The organism is Pseudooceanicola endophyticus (genome assembly GCF_018760365.1).
Taxonomy (GTDB): Bacteria; Pseudomonadota; Alphaproteobacteria; order Rhodobacterales; family Rhodobacteraceae; genus Pseudooceanicola; species Pseudooceanicola endophyticus.
This window is the reverse complement of sequence record NZ_JAHIAB010000017.1, coordinates 53718-67454: the sequence shown is the minus strand read 5'-3', so window position 1 is coordinate 67454 and position 13737 is coordinate 53718. Positions and strand designations below refer to the sequence as shown.

At 63.6% G+C, this 13737-nt stretch carries 16 protein-coding genes and 1 pseudogene; 13 read left to right on the top strand and 4 right to left on the bottom strand.

Annotated elements, in window-relative coordinates:
• Positions 1-12: 12 nt before the first annotated feature.
• A complete protein-coding gene (dapA, locus tag KM176_RS22430) occupies positions 13-891 on the bottom strand; it encodes a 4-hydroxy-tetrahydrodipicolinate synthase (protein WP_160896869.1) in 879 nt (292 codons plus the stop codon).
• Positions 892-1008: 117 nt separating this feature from the next.
• Here dapA and KM176_RS22425 point away from each other — a divergent pair, with 117 nt between their 5' ends.
• From KM176_RS22425 to KM176_RS25220, 7 genes and pseudogenes are all read left to right on the top strand, one after another.
• Complete coding sequence (locus KM176_RS22425; protein ID WP_160896868.1) at positions 1009-1374, top strand: tautomerase family protein; 366 nt, start codon at positions 1009-1011, stop codon at positions 1372-1374.
• Positions 1375-1440: 66 nt separating this feature from the next.
• The gene (locus KM176_RS22420) at positions 1441-2583 is read left to right on the top strand and encodes an acyl-CoA dehydrogenase family protein (RefSeq protein ID WP_160896867.1); all 1143 of its coding nucleotides are present in this window, start codon (positions 1441-1443) and stop codon (positions 2581-2583) included.
• Positions 2580-3023 carry a MaoC family dehydratase gene (locus tag KM176_RS22415; RefSeq protein ID WP_160896866.1) on the top strand — a complete coding sequence of 148 codons (444 nt, stop codon included), beginning with the start codon at positions 2580-2582 and terminating at the stop codon, positions 3021-3023. Before KM176_RS22420 ends, KM176_RS22415 begins: the two co-directional genes overlap by 4 nt.
• A gap of 14 nt (positions 3024-3037) precedes the next feature.
• Positions 3038-3703, top strand: a complete 666-nt coding sequence (locus tag KM176_RS22410) for a GntR family transcriptional regulator (protein ID WP_160896865.1) — start codon at positions 3038-3040, stop codon at positions 3701-3703.
• A gap of 87 nt (positions 3704-3790) precedes the next feature.
• Entirely contained in the window at positions 3791-4282 is a 492-nt protein-coding gene (locus KM176_RS25230) for an IS5 family transposase (RefSeq protein WP_268946179.1), read from the top strand.
• Positions 4279-4386, top strand: a pseudogene (locus tag KM176_RS25225) (IS5/IS1182 family transposase); the annotation flags it as partial. The gene KM176_RS25230 and the pseudogene KM176_RS25225, both read left to right, overlap by 4 nt.
• A 97-nt stretch (positions 4387-4483) precedes the next feature.
• Positions 4484-4678, top strand: a complete 195-nt coding sequence (locus KM176_RS25220) for a transposase (RefSeq protein WP_268946178.1) — start codon at positions 4484-4486, stop codon at positions 4676-4678.
• A 154-nt stretch (positions 4679-4832) separates the two neighbouring features.
• On the opposite strand, the gene KM176_RS22400 is transcribed toward KM176_RS25220, so the two are convergent.
• The 3 genes from KM176_RS22400 to hisI form a co-directional block, all read right to left on the bottom strand.
• On the bottom strand, positions 4833-6161 hold the full coding sequence (locus tag KM176_RS22400) for a dihydroorotase (RefSeq protein ID WP_202398078.1): 1329 nt from the start codon (positions 6159-6161) through the stop codon (positions 4833-4835).
• An 81-nt stretch (positions 6162-6242) separates the two neighbouring features.
• On the bottom strand, positions 6243-6920 hold the full coding sequence (ribD, locus tag KM176_RS22395; protein ID WP_160896864.1) for a bifunctional diaminohydroxyphosphoribosylaminopyrimidine deaminase/5-amino-6-(5-phosphoribosylamino)uracil reductase RibD: 678 nt from the start codon (positions 6918-6920) through the stop codon (positions 6243-6245).
• Between the two features lie 12 nt (positions 6921-6932).
• Positions 6933-7409, bottom strand: a complete 477-nt coding sequence (gene hisI / locus KM176_RS22390) for a phosphoribosyl-AMP cyclohydrolase (protein ID WP_160896863.1) — start codon at positions 7407-7409, stop codon at positions 6933-6935.
• Between the two features lie 148 nt (positions 7410-7557).
• On the opposite strand from hisI, the gene cysS reads away from it, so the two are divergent.
• The 6 genes from cysS (at position 7558) to KM176_RS22360 (ending at position 13736) form a co-directional block, all read left to right on the top strand.
• On the top strand, positions 7558-8898 hold the full coding sequence (gene cysS, locus KM176_RS22385) for a cysteine--tRNA ligase (protein WP_160896862.1): 1341 nt from the start codon (positions 7558-7560) through the stop codon (positions 8896-8898).
• A complete protein-coding gene (gene yidD, locus KM176_RS22380) occupies positions 8895-9143 on the top strand; it encodes a membrane protein insertion efficiency factor YidD (RefSeq protein ID WP_160896861.1) in 249 nt (82 codons plus the stop codon). Before cysS ends, yidD begins: the two co-directional genes overlap by 4 nt.
• Positions 9140-11062: a threonine--tRNA ligase gene (gene thrS, locus KM176_RS22375; protein ID WP_160896860.1), complete on the top strand. Its 1923-nt coding sequence runs from the start codon at positions 9140-9142 to the stop codon at positions 11060-11062. The genes yidD and thrS overlap by 4 nt, the downstream gene beginning before the upstream one ends.
• Positions 11062-11493: a transcriptional repressor gene (locus tag KM176_RS22370; RefSeq protein ID WP_160896859.1), complete on the top strand. Its 432-nt coding sequence runs from the start codon at positions 11062-11064 to the stop codon at positions 11491-11493. The genes thrS and KM176_RS22370 overlap by 1 nt, the downstream gene beginning before the upstream one ends.
• Positions 11494-11616: 123 nt before the next feature.
• Positions 11617-12555 (top strand): GTP cyclohydrolase FolE2, encoded by a 939-nt coding sequence (gene folE2 / locus KM176_RS22365; RefSeq protein WP_160896858.1) that lies wholly within the window; start codon positions 11617-11619, stop codon positions 12553-12555.
• Positions 12552-13736, top strand: a complete 1185-nt coding sequence (locus KM176_RS22360) for a thiolase domain-containing protein (RefSeq protein ID WP_160896857.1) — start codon at positions 12552-12554, stop codon at positions 13734-13736. The genes folE2 and KM176_RS22360 overlap by 4 nt, the downstream gene beginning before the upstream one ends.
• The last annotated feature ends 1 nt before the right edge of the window (position 13737 follow it).

The window sequence follows — 13737 nt, the reverse complement described above, 5'->3', positions numbered from 1 at the left end:
CTGCCACCGCGATCAGGCCTCTGCAAGCAGCCCGAGTTCGGAAAGGATTGCCGCCAGCTCGGCGCGCTTGGCCTCGGGAAGCGGCAGGCGCGGCGGGCGCGGATCGCCCATGGGACGCCCGGTCATCTGCATCGCCGCCTTGGTCGCCGAGACATAGAGATCGCCTGCCAGCGCATTGATCAGCGGCAGACTCTTCACATAGAGTTGACGGCCTTCCCCGGAGCCATCCACGGTGCGATCGAACATCTGTGCCGAAAGCTTGGGCGCGATGTTGGACATCACCGAGGAATAGCCCTCGGCGCCGGCCAGGTAGCTTTCCCAGGGGTAGTAGCCCGCGAATACCGTCATGCGGCCCTGGCAGGCCTCCAGCAGCTCCGTCATGCGGTGCACGTTCTTCGACGTGTCCTTGATGTAGGAGATGTTGTCGACTTCCGAGAGCCGCCCGACCAGCGCCGCGCTGAGGTCCACGTTGGCGGTGAAGGGGTTGTTGTAAAGCATCACCGGGATCGACAGCGCCTCGGCCACGCGGGTGAAATGCACCACCAGCTCCGCATCGGTCGGAGAGGAGTAGTAGGGCGGCACCAGCATCACGCCATCGGCGCCAAGCGCCTCGGCCTCGCGGCTGAGCGACACGGCCTCATCGGTCCATTCCGCCGCCGTGCCGATCAGCACCGGCACCCGGCCCGCGGCCTGGGTGATGACGGTTTCGGCGACGGCGGTGCGCTCTTCCCGGGTCAGCGAGAGGAATTCGCCGGTGCTGCCCAGCGGGATCAGCCCGTGCACGCCCTCGTCGATCTGCCAGTCCACGTAGCCGCGCAGCGCCTCAAGGTCGACCTGACCCTCCGCCGTGAAGGGGGTGACGCACACCGTGTAGCTGCCCCTGAATGTCATCTCGGTCCTCTCGGCATATCTTAATCGCTTGTGCTCACGCTTGATCTGATCAGATACTGTGTCAACTCATGGAATTCCTATCGGACCTGAGCAGAAGAAAAACCAAGGAGGCCGAACATGCCCTTCATCGAAATCATTGACCGTGACGCGACCGAGGAAATACGGGAACTTGCGACGGAAGGCATGACGGAAGGGCTGTGCGAAGCCTTCGGAATCGCCCCCGAAATCGTGACCTGCTATTATTTTTCGAGCCCGAACTATTCCTACGGACATGCCGGAAAATACGGCGATAAAGCTGAAATATTCCGCACTTTCATAAAAATTCACGCCTTTCCCCGCCCCCAGGAGGTCAAGGCCGCAGCGGCCCGCGCCCTTACCAGCGCGGTGGTTGACGCCTATGGGGTGAGTCCCAAGAGCGTGGTCGTCTACTTCTGCGACCGCGATCCGGGCGATGCTTTCCACGCCGGTGTCGCCTCGGCTTGACCCGGGCTGGCGACGCCGTGTAGCTGATGATCAAATATATCTAAATTTAACCTAACGGAGATCACATTGGATCAGTTCTACAGCGAAGAGCAGCGCATGGTGCGCGAGACCGCCCGTCGGCTTTCCGATGACGTGGTCGCCCCCGCCGCCGCTGCCATCGACCGCGAGGACACCTTCCCCCGCGCGGTCTACGAGACGCTGGCCGAACAGGGCCTGTTCGGGGTCGCACTGCCCGAGGAGGCCGGCGGCGTCGGCCTGGATGCCATGGCCGCCTGCATCGTGATGGAAGAGATCGCGCGCGGCTCGGGTGCCGTGGGCAATGCCTTCGCCATCCCGGTCGAGGCCGCGCTGTTCCTGAACCACCACGGCAGCGCGCAGCACAAGGCGCTGATCCCCGGCATCCTGGAAGGCAGGACCATTCCCGCGACCTCGGTGACCGAACCCGACTTCGGCTCCGACGTGGCGGCGATGCGGACCACCGCGATCCGCGACGGCGACCACTACGTCATCAAGGGCACCAAGGCCTGGGTCACCTTCGGCCAGGTCGCCGATGTCATCATGGTCTTCGCCAAGACCGACCCCGAGGCCGGCCACCGCGGCATCTCCTGCATCCTGGTCGAGACCGACCGCCCCGGCGTGCATCGCGGCAAGTCCGAGGAGCTGCTGGGCATGCATGGCCTGGCCGAATGCATGGTCAGCTTCGACGAGGTCCGCGTACCGGTCACCAACCTGATCGGCACCGAGGGCGGCGCCTTCAAGATGGCGATGGAGAATTTCAACTTCTCGCGCCTGATGATGTCTTCCATGGCGCTTGGCATGGCCCAGGCGGCGATGGAGGATGCGGTGGCCTATGCCCATGACCGCAAGCAGTTCGGCAAGCCGATCTTCGAACACCAGGCGGTGCAGTTCATGATCGCCGACATGGCCAAGGACATCGCCGCCGCACGCCTGCTGATCCACAATGCCGCGAAGCTTTATGATGCCGGTCACCCGATCGCGCTGGAGGCCGCGCAGGCCAAGCTCTTTACCACCGACATGGCGCAGGTGCACATTTCCAACGCCCTCCAGATCCACGGCGGCAACGGCTATTCGCGCGAATTCCGCATCGAGCGGCTGTTCCGTGACGTCCGCCTCAGCCAGATCTATGAAGGCACCAACCAGATCCAGCGCATGATCATCGCGCGCCAGGTACAGAAAGCCTACGCATGAGCCTGTTCTTCGAAGACGTGCAGATCGGGGCACGCTACACCACCTCGAGCCACGAGATCACCGTGGCCGGCATTGCCGACTTCTGCCGGCTGACCCTCGATCACCATCCGCTGCACACCGACGCGGCCTATGCGAAGCAGGCCGGCTTCCCCGGCATCATCGCCCATGGCCTGTACGGCCTGTCGCTGATGGAGGGCCTCAAGACCGAGCTGAAGCTTTACGAGGAAAGCTCCATCGCTTCGCTGGGCTGGAACGACGTGCGTTTCCTGCACCCGATCGTCGCCGGTGACAGCGTCCATGTGGAGATGGAATTCACCGCCAAGCGCGAGAGCAGCTCGCGCCCGGCGGGGATCATCACCGAGGCCGTGCGGCTCTTGCGCAGCGATGGCAAACTGCTGATCAACTCGGAACATATCTCCTTGATTCGCAAGGCGGACTGACGGAAGCTGCTGGAATGCCGAACGATACGCTCTCGCTTGAAACTGCCCAGAACTCCGTGGATCAGGCCACCCGCCTGATCCGCGAGGACATCCTGTCGGGAAAGATCGAGCCCGGCGCCCGCCTGAAGACCGCCGAGCTGGCCAAGCGCCTCGGCTTCTCGACCATGCCGCTGCGCGAGGCGCTGCGCAAGCTCGAGGGCGAGGGGCTGGTGGAGATCGAGCCGAACCGGGGCGCCACCGTGCGCCAGCTGGACCGGACCTATGTCTCGGACCTGTTCGAGTTGAACACCGAGCTGCGCATCTTCGCGGTGCGCCGCGGCATGGAAAGCCTGACGCTGGAGCGCATCCGCGAACTGGAAGACCTGGCCGAAAGCTACCACACCCAGATCCTGGCCGGAGAGGACATTGCCGCCATCGAGACCAACCGCCGCTTCGATGCCCGACTGGTGGAATTCGGCGGCAACCGCGAGGCATTGCGGATCTTCCTGCGCGGCTGGGACACGATCTTTGCTTTCCGGCGGAACTTCGGCTACGGCGCCGGGCGCCGCAGCATCATGGCCGAGGAAATGCGCCTGCTGATAAAGGCCCTGCGCAAGCACGACATGGCCACCGCAGAGGCGATCCTGCGGATGCAGAACGCCGCCATGATGGAAGACCTGGTGTCGCGGATCACGCCCTAGGTCGTGTTGACAAAAGGGATTCACATCAGGCTTTGAGCATGATTCAAGCTGGCATCTGCGATGGAGACCAGCTTGGCACGAGACCTTATGTCGGACGAGGAATGGGCGTTCTTTGAGCACTTCATCCTCGCCGTCCGCGCCCAGAACGGGCGCAAACCCACCAACCACCGCCTCGTTCTTGATGGGATTTTCTGGATTGCCCGAACCGGGGCGCCATGGCGCGATCTTCCCGGGGAGTTCGGCAAATGGTCGAGCGTCTATCGGCAATTCCGGCGCTGGAGGTTGGCCGGGCTCTGGGAGGACATCACGGAGGCACTGAACCAGAGCGGAGCCGTGCCAAGCGCCCTGCAGATGATCGACATCACGGTGATCCGCGCCCACCATCCACTGCCCGACAGGGCATTGCGCGAGCAATGTCCCGATAGGGAGACAGCGGGCGCTAAAGGGGGACTCCACGACAGGGTTTCGGCCTTTCTCGAACGTCCGGTGGGAAAACGATCCGCAGGATCGTTTTCTGGACCACCTCCCACTTTACGACCAAGATCCACCTCCTCGTCAATGCACACGGGCGTCCCATGAGGACAGAGATCACGCCAGGCCAGACGTCGGACTATCTCGGTTTCGATCTGGTGATGGCGGATAATCTGCCCCGCCCGAGCGTGCTGCTCGCGGATCGCGGCTACGATGCAGACAAGATCAGAGACGGCATGGAGGCGCGCAACGTTCTGCCCATGATACCCCTCTCGGGACATCGCTGTGCAATGCCCTGCCGGGCAAGGGATGCGCAAGTCCCGCAAGAAGCGGACTGGTGTCGATCGCTCGCTGTATCGCCTGCGGAATCTGGTCGAGCGCTGCTTCAACAAACTCAAGAACGCCAGGCGTGTCGCGACCCGCTACGACAAGACGGCGGAAAGCTTCCTCGGCTTCATTGACATCACGTCGATCCGTCCCTGGATCCGCCATTTGTCAACATGACCTAGCACTCAAGCCACATCCCCGTCAGACGGTCCTCCCCGGAGGCGTACGAAGCTGGCGGCTTTACGAAAAGATATTCTGAGAGGATGCATGTGCACGGGGCAGGAAACCATCCCTTCATCACGGGAGTTTAGCGGTCCGTGTCCGGAGCGCGTCAGTGCGGCAATGCCTCGAGAAACCGCATGGGCTGCCCTTTGGCTGGCGTCAGCAGCTCTCCCTGCCACATCACCCGATGCCCGCGAACCACGGTGCCCACCGGCCAGCCGGTGACCGTCACGCCATCATAGGGCGTCCAGCCCGCCCGCGAGGCAATCCAGTCATTTGTAATCGTCTCGCGGCGCTTCAGGTCCACGATCGTCAGATCGGCGTCGTACCCTACGGCGATGCGTCCCTTTCCCGCGATTCCGAACAGACGGTTGGCCCCGGCACTGGTCATGTCGACGAAGCGGGCAAGGCTCATCCGGCCCGCGTTGACATGGTCCAGCATTGTCGGCACCAGCGTCTGGACGCCGGTCATTCCGGAATGGCTTTGTGGATAGGGCAGGTCCTTTTCCGCCCGTGTGTGTGGCGCATGGTCGGAGCCAAGGATATCGGCGACCCCGTTCTCCACGCCTTGCCAGATCCGCCTGCGCTGCACCCCGTCGCGGATCGGAGGATTCATCTGCGCGTAATTGCCAAGGCGGGCATAGGCGGTGTCATCCAGCGTCAGGTGATGCGGCGTGACCTCGACGCTGGCCACGTCCTTGTGGTCGGCCAGGAACTCCATCTCCTCGCCGGTCGAAACGTGCAGGACATGGATGCGCTTGCCTGTCTTCTTAGCCAGGGCGACCAGCCGTCTGGTCGAACTCAGCGCAACCTCGGGAGAGCGCCAGACGGGGTGGCTGGAAGGATCACCCGGCACCCGCAGGGGCTTGCGCTGTTCCAGCATGTATTCGTCTTCGCTATGAAAGGCGGCTCGGCGCGAGAGCGCGGAGAGGATCGCCTCGATCCCCGCGTCGTCCTGCACCAGAAGCGCGCCAGTCGATGAGCCCATGAAGACTTTGATCCCGGCGCAACCGGGCAGCTTTTCCAGCATCGCAAGCTCGGAAATGTTGTCGTGGGTGCCGCCGATGTAAAAGGCGAAATCGCAATGCATCCGGCCTGTGGCCGAGGCGATCTTGGCCTCGAAAGCCTCCTGCGTTGTCGTCAGGGGATCCGTGTTGGGCATCTCGAAGACCCCGGTCACGCCGCCCATGACGGCCCCGAGAGAGCCGGTTTCAAGATCTTCCTTGTGGGTCAGGCCGGGGTCGCGGAAATGGACCTGCGTGTCGATGACACCCGGCAGGATGTGCAGGCCAGTGCAGTCTTCCACATGTGTCGCAGTATCACCGCTCAGGCAGCCAAGCGCGGCGATGCGCCCGGCGCGCACCCCGATGTCAGCGGAGCTGACACCGTCCTGATTGGCAATCGTGCCGTTTCTGAAAAGGGTATCATAGTGGGCCATGATCGTAGCTTTCCTGTTCTCTTTCAGGTCACGCGCGCCTTCCTGCGGGGCGGTCCTGTGTGATCGGACTGTGAGGGGCGCCTAGACCCTCCTCCCCGGGAACGGGGTGGCAAGCAGTTGGGGTGCAATCGGATCATCGATCGCCACGGCGACCGAGGTCAGCCCCATTTCTCCCAGGCGCGAAGGCAACCCATGGCCTGGCGGTTCCGCAAGGCGGAAACGCTCGGCCCTCGTTTCGTTGCGCGTGATGAGGGTTGCGCGATCCCCGTCAGAGCGGATGACCGCATCTATCCCCGCGGGTATCGCGACCGGGGGCCGTTCCAGTACAATGACTTCCGGCGTGCCGGTCTCTACGCGATGGAAGAAGCCCGACATCAGTGTCCTCGCCTCTTCGGCGCCAAGGCCGACCTCTACATCGACACCTGCCGCCCGCAACCTGGCAACGCCACCACCGTTCACCCTCGGATCTGGATCCTGAATGGCGCAGACGACCCGCGAAACGCGGGCCGCAATGATGGCATCGGCACAGGGAGGCGTTCTTCCCCAATGGCAGCAGGGCTCCAGCGTGACATAAAGCGTGGCCCCCGCCGCAGCGGAACCGGCAAGTTCCAGTGCCTTGCGTTCTGCATGAGGGCGACCGCCCGGATCCGTGGCCGCCTCGGCGATCAGGTCATCGTTGCGGGCTATGACACAGCCAACGGGCGGGTTCGGCCAGACATGCCCGCGCATCCCTGCGGCCAGGGTCAGCGCATGTTGCATCCAGTGCAGGTGTCACAGCTGGGTCGGATTGGGGGCATCGCCATAGACCTTGAGTGGGTCAAAGGTTTTCCGATCCTCGACAAATGCCAGCGGTTTGCCCGCGTCGGTCCCGACAGGCAGGGCGCGATAGAAACAGGAGCGATAGCCGACATGGCAGGACGCGCCCGAACCGGTGACCTTCACGCTGAGCCAGATCGCATCCTGATCGTCGTCGATACGCGCTTCGACCACCTTCTGCAGCAGGCCGGATGTGGCACCCTTGTGCCAGACGCTTTGCCGCGATCGGCTGAAGTAATGCGCCTCGCCGGTGGTGATTGTCAGGCGCAGCGCTTCGTCGTTCATCCAGCCCAGCATCAGGACCTCGCCGCTACGGGCATCGGTGGTGATGCAGGGCAGCAGGCCATCCGATCCAAACTTGGGTGAGAGGTCAGTCCCTTCCTCGACCTGTTCGACAGAGGTTCGCGGTTGGAATGTCAGATTTGTCGTCACTGCGTTTGGTCTCTTGTGTAATGTTATAATGTAACATACTCCTGTTTGGCCGATCAGGTTGGAGAAGTAAAGAGATGGCGCAGCCAAGGGTATCCGAGAGCGTTCAAGGAATTGAAATCACGTTGTTCTTTGAGGCGGTTAGTTGAAGATGTTACGTCTTTTCAACTCTATGGGGCGCAGGGTTGAACCTTTCGTTCCGCGGGATCCCGGACAGCTGCGCATGTACGTCTGCGGGCCGACGGTCTATTCCTATGCCCATATCGGCAACGCGCGGCCCGCGGTCGTATTCGACGTTCTGACACGGGTGCTGCGCGCCCGGTTCCCGCGGCTGACCTATGCGCGCAACATCACCGATGTGGATGACAAGATCATCGCAGCGGCCGCCGCTGCCGGTGTCCCCTGTGACGCGATTTCGGCCCGTTTCACCGCCGCCTATCACGCTGACCTTGCCGCCCTGGGCGTCCTGCCGCCGGATGTCGAGCCGCGCGCGACGGACCACATTTCACAGATGATCGCGATCATCGAAGAGCTGATCGCCGCAGGTCACGCCTATGCCGCCGAAGGCCACGCGCTGTTCCATGTCCCGAGTTTTGCCGCCTATGGCCGCCTATCAGGTGCAAATCCCGATGAAATACGTGCCGGTGCCCGGGTCGAGGTTGCGCCCTGGAAGCGCGACCCGCGTGATTTCGTGCTCTGGAAACCTTCACAGGCCGGGCAGCCGGGGTGGGACAGCCCCTGGGGCTTTGGCCGCCCTGGGTGGCATATCGAATGCACGGCCATGATCCGCACCCATCTGGGGGATCACATCGACATCCATGGCGGCGGGATCGACCTGCGCTTTCCGCATCATGAGAACGAGATCGCCCAGGGTACCGATGCGCGGTTCTGGGTCCATAACGGCCATGTCACCGTGTCGGGGGCCAAGATGTCGAAGTCTCTCGGCAATGTCCTTCTGGTGCGGGATCTGCTGGCGGACATGCCGGGCGAGGCGATCCGCTATGCGCTTTTGTCCGCGCAGTACCGCCAGCCTCTGGACTGGACGGACGAGACGCCGCACGCCGCGCGGGCGGCGCTTGACCGACTTTACGGAGCGCTGCGCGATCAGCCACCCGCCGAGGCGCAGGATGAGGACATGGCGCCGGTGCGCGCCGCGCTCGATGACGATCTGAACGCGCCAGCAGCGCTGGCTGCGCTTCATGCGCTTGCGGGGCAAATCCACGCCGCCACCGATCCAGCCCGGCGGGCCGAGCTTGCGGCGGCCTTGCGGCAAGCGGGCGGGCTTCTGGGGTTGCTGGAGCAGGACCCGACCGCCTGGAGCCAGGCCGGTGCGGCCGATGTAGCCCGGATTGAAGCGCTCATCGCCGAACGCGCCTGCGCCCGTGCCGCGCACGACTGGGCCCGTGCGGATGCGCTGCGCGACAAGCTGACCGCTATGGGGGTCGAGATCGAGGACGCTGACGGTGAAAGCCGTTGGCGGGTGAGGGCATGAGGGCGGCGATTGTCTGGCTTCTGGTCCTGCCGTTCCGGGGCTACCGGCTGTTCCTGTCGCCCTGGCTGGGCCATGCCTGCCGGTTTCAGCCGACCTGTTCTGCCTATGCCATCGAGGTGCTGGAAGCCCACGGGCCCCTGCGTGGGCTGTGGCTGACGATCTGCCGCGTAGCGCGATGCAATCCATGGGGCGGGTCAGGATACGACCCGGTGCCGCCCGTCCCGAACCGAAAGGCCACGAAATGATCCACATCCGTCTTCCCGACGGGGCCAGTCGCGCCCTGTCCGCGTCCAGCACCGCCGCCGATCTGGCGGCCTCCATCGGGCCGAGCCTTGCCAAACGCACGGTGGCCGCGATTGTGGACGGGCGGCTGAGCGACCTGTCCGCGCCGCTGCCCGATGGCGCGGCGGTGGAGCTGGTTGCGCGCGATGACCCCCGCGCGCTTGACCTGATCCGCCACGACCTGGCCCATGTGCTGGCCGAAGCGGTGCAGGCCCTTTGGCCCGGGACGCGCACGGCGATCGGCCCGGCCATCGAACATGGCTTCTACTACGATTTCGACCGCGAAACGCCCTTCACGCCCGAAGACCTGCCGGTCATCGAGAAGAAGATGCGCGAAATCATCGCCGCCCGCACCCCCTTCACCTGCGAGGAATGGGGGCGGGAGGAAGCCCGCGCCCATTTCGAGGCCGCGGGCGAGCCCTACAAGATCGCGCTGCTTGACGCGATCCCCAAGGGAGAGCCGGTCACGATCTATCGGCAGGGCGACTGGCTGGACCTGTGTCGTGGCCCCCATATGCGCACGACGGGCGATGCCGGGACGGCTTTCAGGCTGACGCGTGTTGCCGGGGCCTATTGGCGGGGCGATGCGAACAACAAGATGCTCAGTCGGATCTATGGCGTGGCCTTCGCGGATAAGGTGGCGCTCGAGGCCCATATGACCATGATGGCCGAGGCCGAAAAGCGCGACCACCGGCGGCTTGGCCGCGAGATGAACCTGTTTCATTTCGAGGAGGTCGCCCCGGGATCTGTCTTCTGGCACCCGAATGGCTGGCGGCTGTTCCAGACGCTGATCGGCTACATGCGCGCGCGTCAGGAAGAGGCCGGCTATGTCGAGGTGAATTCGCCCGACATCATGGACCGCAGCCTGTGGGAGACCTCTGGTCACTGGCAGAATTACCGTGAAAACATGTTCCTGGCCAAAACCCAGGATGACCGCGACTATGCGCTGAAGCCGATGAACTGCCCCGGTCACATGCTGATCTACGGGCAGGGCACCAAGAGCTATCGTGATCTGCCGCTGAAGCTGGCCGAATTCGGCAAGGTGCATCGATATGAGCCATCGGGCGCGCTGCACGGGTTGCTCAGGGTGCGCAGCTTCACCCAGGACGATGCGCATATCTATTGCACCCCCGGGCAGCTGACCGAGGAATGCCTGAAGGTCAACGACCTGGTGATGTCGATCTATCGCGATTTCGGCTTCGGGGACGTGCGTATCAAGCTCTCCACCCGGCCCGAAAACCGAATCGGAAGCGAGGAAAGCTGGGATCGCTCCGAGGGGGCATTGCGCGAGGCTCTCGACCAGGCCGGGCATCCCTATACGATCTTCGAAGGGGAGGGGGCCTTCTACGGCCCCAAGCTGGAATACGTTCTGCGGGATGCCATCGGACGGGACTGGCAATGCGGAACGCTGCAGGTCGATTTCAATCTGCCCGAGCGTTTTGGCTCGACCTATGTCGCGCCCTCGGGGGAAAAGCTGGCGCCGGTCATGCTGCACCGGGCACTGTTCGGGTCGCTGGAGCGCTTCACCGGCATCCTGATCGAACACCATGCCGGTCACCTGCCGCTCTGGCTAGCGCCCATCCAGGTCGTGGTCGCGACCGTCACCGAGGCTGCCGATGGATGGGCGACCGAGGTGGCGAAGGTGCTTCGGGCATCCGGGTTGCGTGTCGAGACCGATCTGCGCAACGAGAAGATCGGCTACAAGGTGCGTGAACATGCGCTGAGGAAGGTGCCTGTTCAGATCGCCCTCGGTGCTCGGGAGGCCGAGCAGGGAACTGTCACGATCCGCCGCCACGGCACCGAGGGGACGCGGACGCTGGATCTTGGGGAGGCCGTTGATTGTCTGGCACGGCAGGCGCGTCCCCCCCGGGAGCTGGGCTGATGACGACGCCTGGGGAACAGATGCAGGCGGACGTGCTTGCCATATTGCGCCGCCGCAATGTGGCCCTGTCAGCCTATAAGGTGCTGGAGGCGTTGCGGGACGCCCATCCGAAGATTGCGCCGCCGGCCGTCTATCGGGCGCTTTCCTCGCTGACGAGCAAGGGCCAGGCCCATCGGGTCGAGTCACTGAAGGCCTATGTCGCCTGTCAGAGCAAGGTGCATGCGAGCGCTTCCATCCTGTCGATCTGCGAGAGCTGCGGGTACGTCGAGGAGCACCTCGCAGGCGAGGTAGTGGAGGCTGTCTCCCACGTCGTTGCCGAAACCGGATTCAGCTCGCAACACCATGTCATCGAGGTTCATGGCATCTGTGCGGCCTGCAACGCGCGCATGCCTGCGCCGGAGGGGGTAGGGGCCGGAGGCTCTCCGCAATAGCTGATCCGATGCCCCCCAAGCTGGAGGCTGTTTGCTGTCCGCTGCCAACTGCGCGGCCAGCGGCGTGGCGGCATCGGACCGCCCGCCAGTCGATACTGTATCAAAGAGCAGGTTTACCTGGATATGAACGCCGAACTTCCCGATATTTCGCTTTCCGAGACGGCCTCCGCCCGGCTTCCTCTTGGCTGGGTGGGCATGCAGGGCATTGACTTGCCCTTGCAAGTCTCGGAGCCCGATTGCCCGGCCAATTTGCATGCCCGTGTCGATATGCAGGTCGACCTTCCGCGCCCGGAGGCCAAAGGCATCCACATGTCGCGGCTCTATCGACTGCTCGATGCGTTCGGTGCAGACACCGCCGTGTCCCCTGGCGCTCTCAAGGGGCTTCTTCATCGCATGCTCGACAGCCATGCCGATTGTGGCAGCGGCAATGCGCGGCTGCGCATAGAGTTCAACCTGCTGATCCGCCGGCCCGCCTTGGTGACCGATGGTCTGGCCGGTTGGAAGTCCTATCCGGTGCAGATCGATGCAAGCCTGATCAAGGGGCGGTTTTCCTGCCGGACCGAGGTCTGCGTTGTTTACTCCTCGACCTGTCCCTGCTCGGCCGCGCTTTCGCGACAGGTGGTCGCAGAGGCCTTTCGGGAGGCGTGTGCGGGTCGCAAAGAGGTAAGCCCGGATGAGATCGCGGCATGGCTTAACATACACGCAACTGCGGCGACGCCCCATAGTCAGCGCAGTGAGGCCCGGGTTTCGGTCTCCCAAGATCCTGAACGAGAGGATCGGCTCGGGTTGGTCGCCCTTATTGATCAGATCGAAGCGGCCGTACAGACCCCGGTACAGACAGGCGTGAAGCGCGCAGATGAGCAGGCCTTTGCGGTGCTCAATGGGCGCAACCTGATGTTTGTCGAAGATGCTGCGCGGCGTATCGCCTGTGCCTTGGACGGGTTCCATGCGCCGAAGGTCCATGTGCGCCATATCGAGAGCCTTCATCCCCATGACGCTGTCGCCTGGGCCGAACCGGACGCGGCGGGGAGCTTGGCAGAGGGTCTGGGAGGGGCGCCATGACCCTGAGGAACCAGGCATTTGTCGTCGGCGCCTACGAGCATCCTACCCGTGACGCGACGCGCATTCCGCTCGCGCAATTGCATGCCGAAGTTGCCGTCGGCGCCCTGGCCGATGCAGGGCTCACCCTCAGCGATGTTGATGGATACTTCTGTGCGGGCGACGTGGCGGGCTGGGACGCGCCGGGCTGTGGCCCATTTTCGATGGTTGAATACCTCGGGCTGGATCTCCGGCATCTGGACACCACGGAAAGCTGGGGATCGGCCTATATCAACCATGTCTCCCATGCCGTTCAGGCCATCGTGGCGGGCAAGTGCCGGGTCGCGCTGATCACCCAAGCGGGTCGTCCCCGGGCTGAGCGCCTCTCGCCCGAGCGCATGCATGCAGAGCAGACACAATCGGCGCATGAAGCGCAGTTTGAACTGCCTTATGGCCCGGTTGTCACCAACATGTATGGGATGGTGGCTGCTCGGCACATGTACGAACATGGGACCACGCCAGAACAACTTGCCTGGATCAAGGTTGCCGCGTCACACCACGCGCAGCACAATCCCAATGCGATGCTTCGCCAGGTCGTGACGGTGGAGGATGTCCTCGCCTCGCCGATGGTCGCAACCCCTTTGCACCGGTTGGATTGCTGCGTCATCAGCGACGGCGGAGGGGCTCTGGTCATTGTCCACCCGGACGTGGCCCGGGCGCTCGACCGACCGATGATCACCCCAACAGGAGCGGGATTCACGGTCAAGCATCTGAACGGAGGCTATTTCGACATTCTCGAATCCGGTGGCGTGAAATCGGGCGCAGAGGCTTTCGCCGAAGCAGGTGTGAGGCCAGAGGACATTCGTTATGCGTCGATCTACGACAGCTTCACGATCACCGTGCTCGTTCAACTCGAAAACCTCGGGTTCTGTCCGGTCGGCCAGGGCGGTCGGTTCGTGGCAGACGGAAACCTGATTGCCGGGGTTGGCCGACTTGCGATCAACACGGATGGCGGCGGCCTTTGCAGCAATCATCCCGGCAATCGAGGGGGCATGACGAAGCTGATCGAGGCGGTGCGGCAGCTCCGCGGCGAGGCGCATCCGGCAGTGCAGGTGCCCGATTGCGGCTTGGCTCTTGTGCATGGCACCGGGGGACAGCTCGCGTCCCGGCACGGCAGCGCAACTCTCATTCTTGAAAGGGTTTGAA

Coding starts and splice junctions, on each gene's coding strand:
- ribD (WP_160896864.1), bottom strand. CDS start 6,920: ATGCAACATGCGCTGACCCTGGCCGCAGGGATGCGCGGGCATGTCTGG.
- KM176_RS25220 (WP_268946178.1), top strand. CDS start 4,484: ATGCGCAAGTCCCGCAAGAAGCGGACTGGTGTCGATCGCTCGCTGTAT.
- yidD (WP_160896861.1), top strand. CDS start 8,895: ATGAGGGCGGCGATTGTCTGGCTTCTGGTCCTGCCGTTCCGGGGCTAC.
- thrS (WP_160896860.1), top strand. CDS start 9,140: ATGATCCACATCCGTCTTCCCGACGGGGCCAGTCGCGCCCTGTCCGCG.
- dapA (WP_160896869.1), bottom strand. CDS start 891: ATGACATTCAGGGGCAGCTACACGGTGTGCGTCACCCCCTTCACGGCG.
- folE2 (WP_160896858.1), top strand. CDS start 11,617: ATGAACGCCGAACTTCCCGATATTTCGCTTTCCGAGACGGCCTCCGCC.
- KM176_RS22410 (WP_160896865.1), top strand. CDS start 3,038: ATGCCGAACGATACGCTCTCGCTTGAAACTGCCCAGAACTCCGTGGAT.
- cysS (WP_160896862.1), top strand. CDS start 7,558: ATGTTACGTCTTTTCAACTCTATGGGGCGCAGGGTTGAACCTTTCGTT.
- KM176_RS22360 (WP_160896857.1), top strand. CDS start 12,552: ATGACCCTGAGGAACCAGGCATTTGTCGTCGGCGCCTACGAGCATCCT.
- KM176_RS22415 (WP_160896866.1), top strand. CDS start 2,580: ATGAGCCTGTTCTTCGAAGACGTGCAGATCGGGGCACGCTACACCACC.
- KM176_RS22400 (WP_202398078.1), bottom strand. CDS start 6,161: ATGGCCCACTATGATACCCTTTTCAGAAACGGCACGATTGCCAATCAG.
- KM176_RS22425 (WP_160896868.1), top strand. CDS start 1,009: ATGCCCTTCATCGAAATCATTGACCGTGACGCGACCGAGGAAATACGG.
- KM176_RS22370 (WP_160896859.1), top strand. CDS start 11,062: ATGACGACGCCTGGGGAACAGATGCAGGCGGACGTGCTTGCCATATTG.
- KM176_RS25230 (WP_268946179.1), top strand. CDS start 3,791: ATGTCGGACGAGGAATGGGCGTTCTTTGAGCACTTCATCCTCGCCGTC.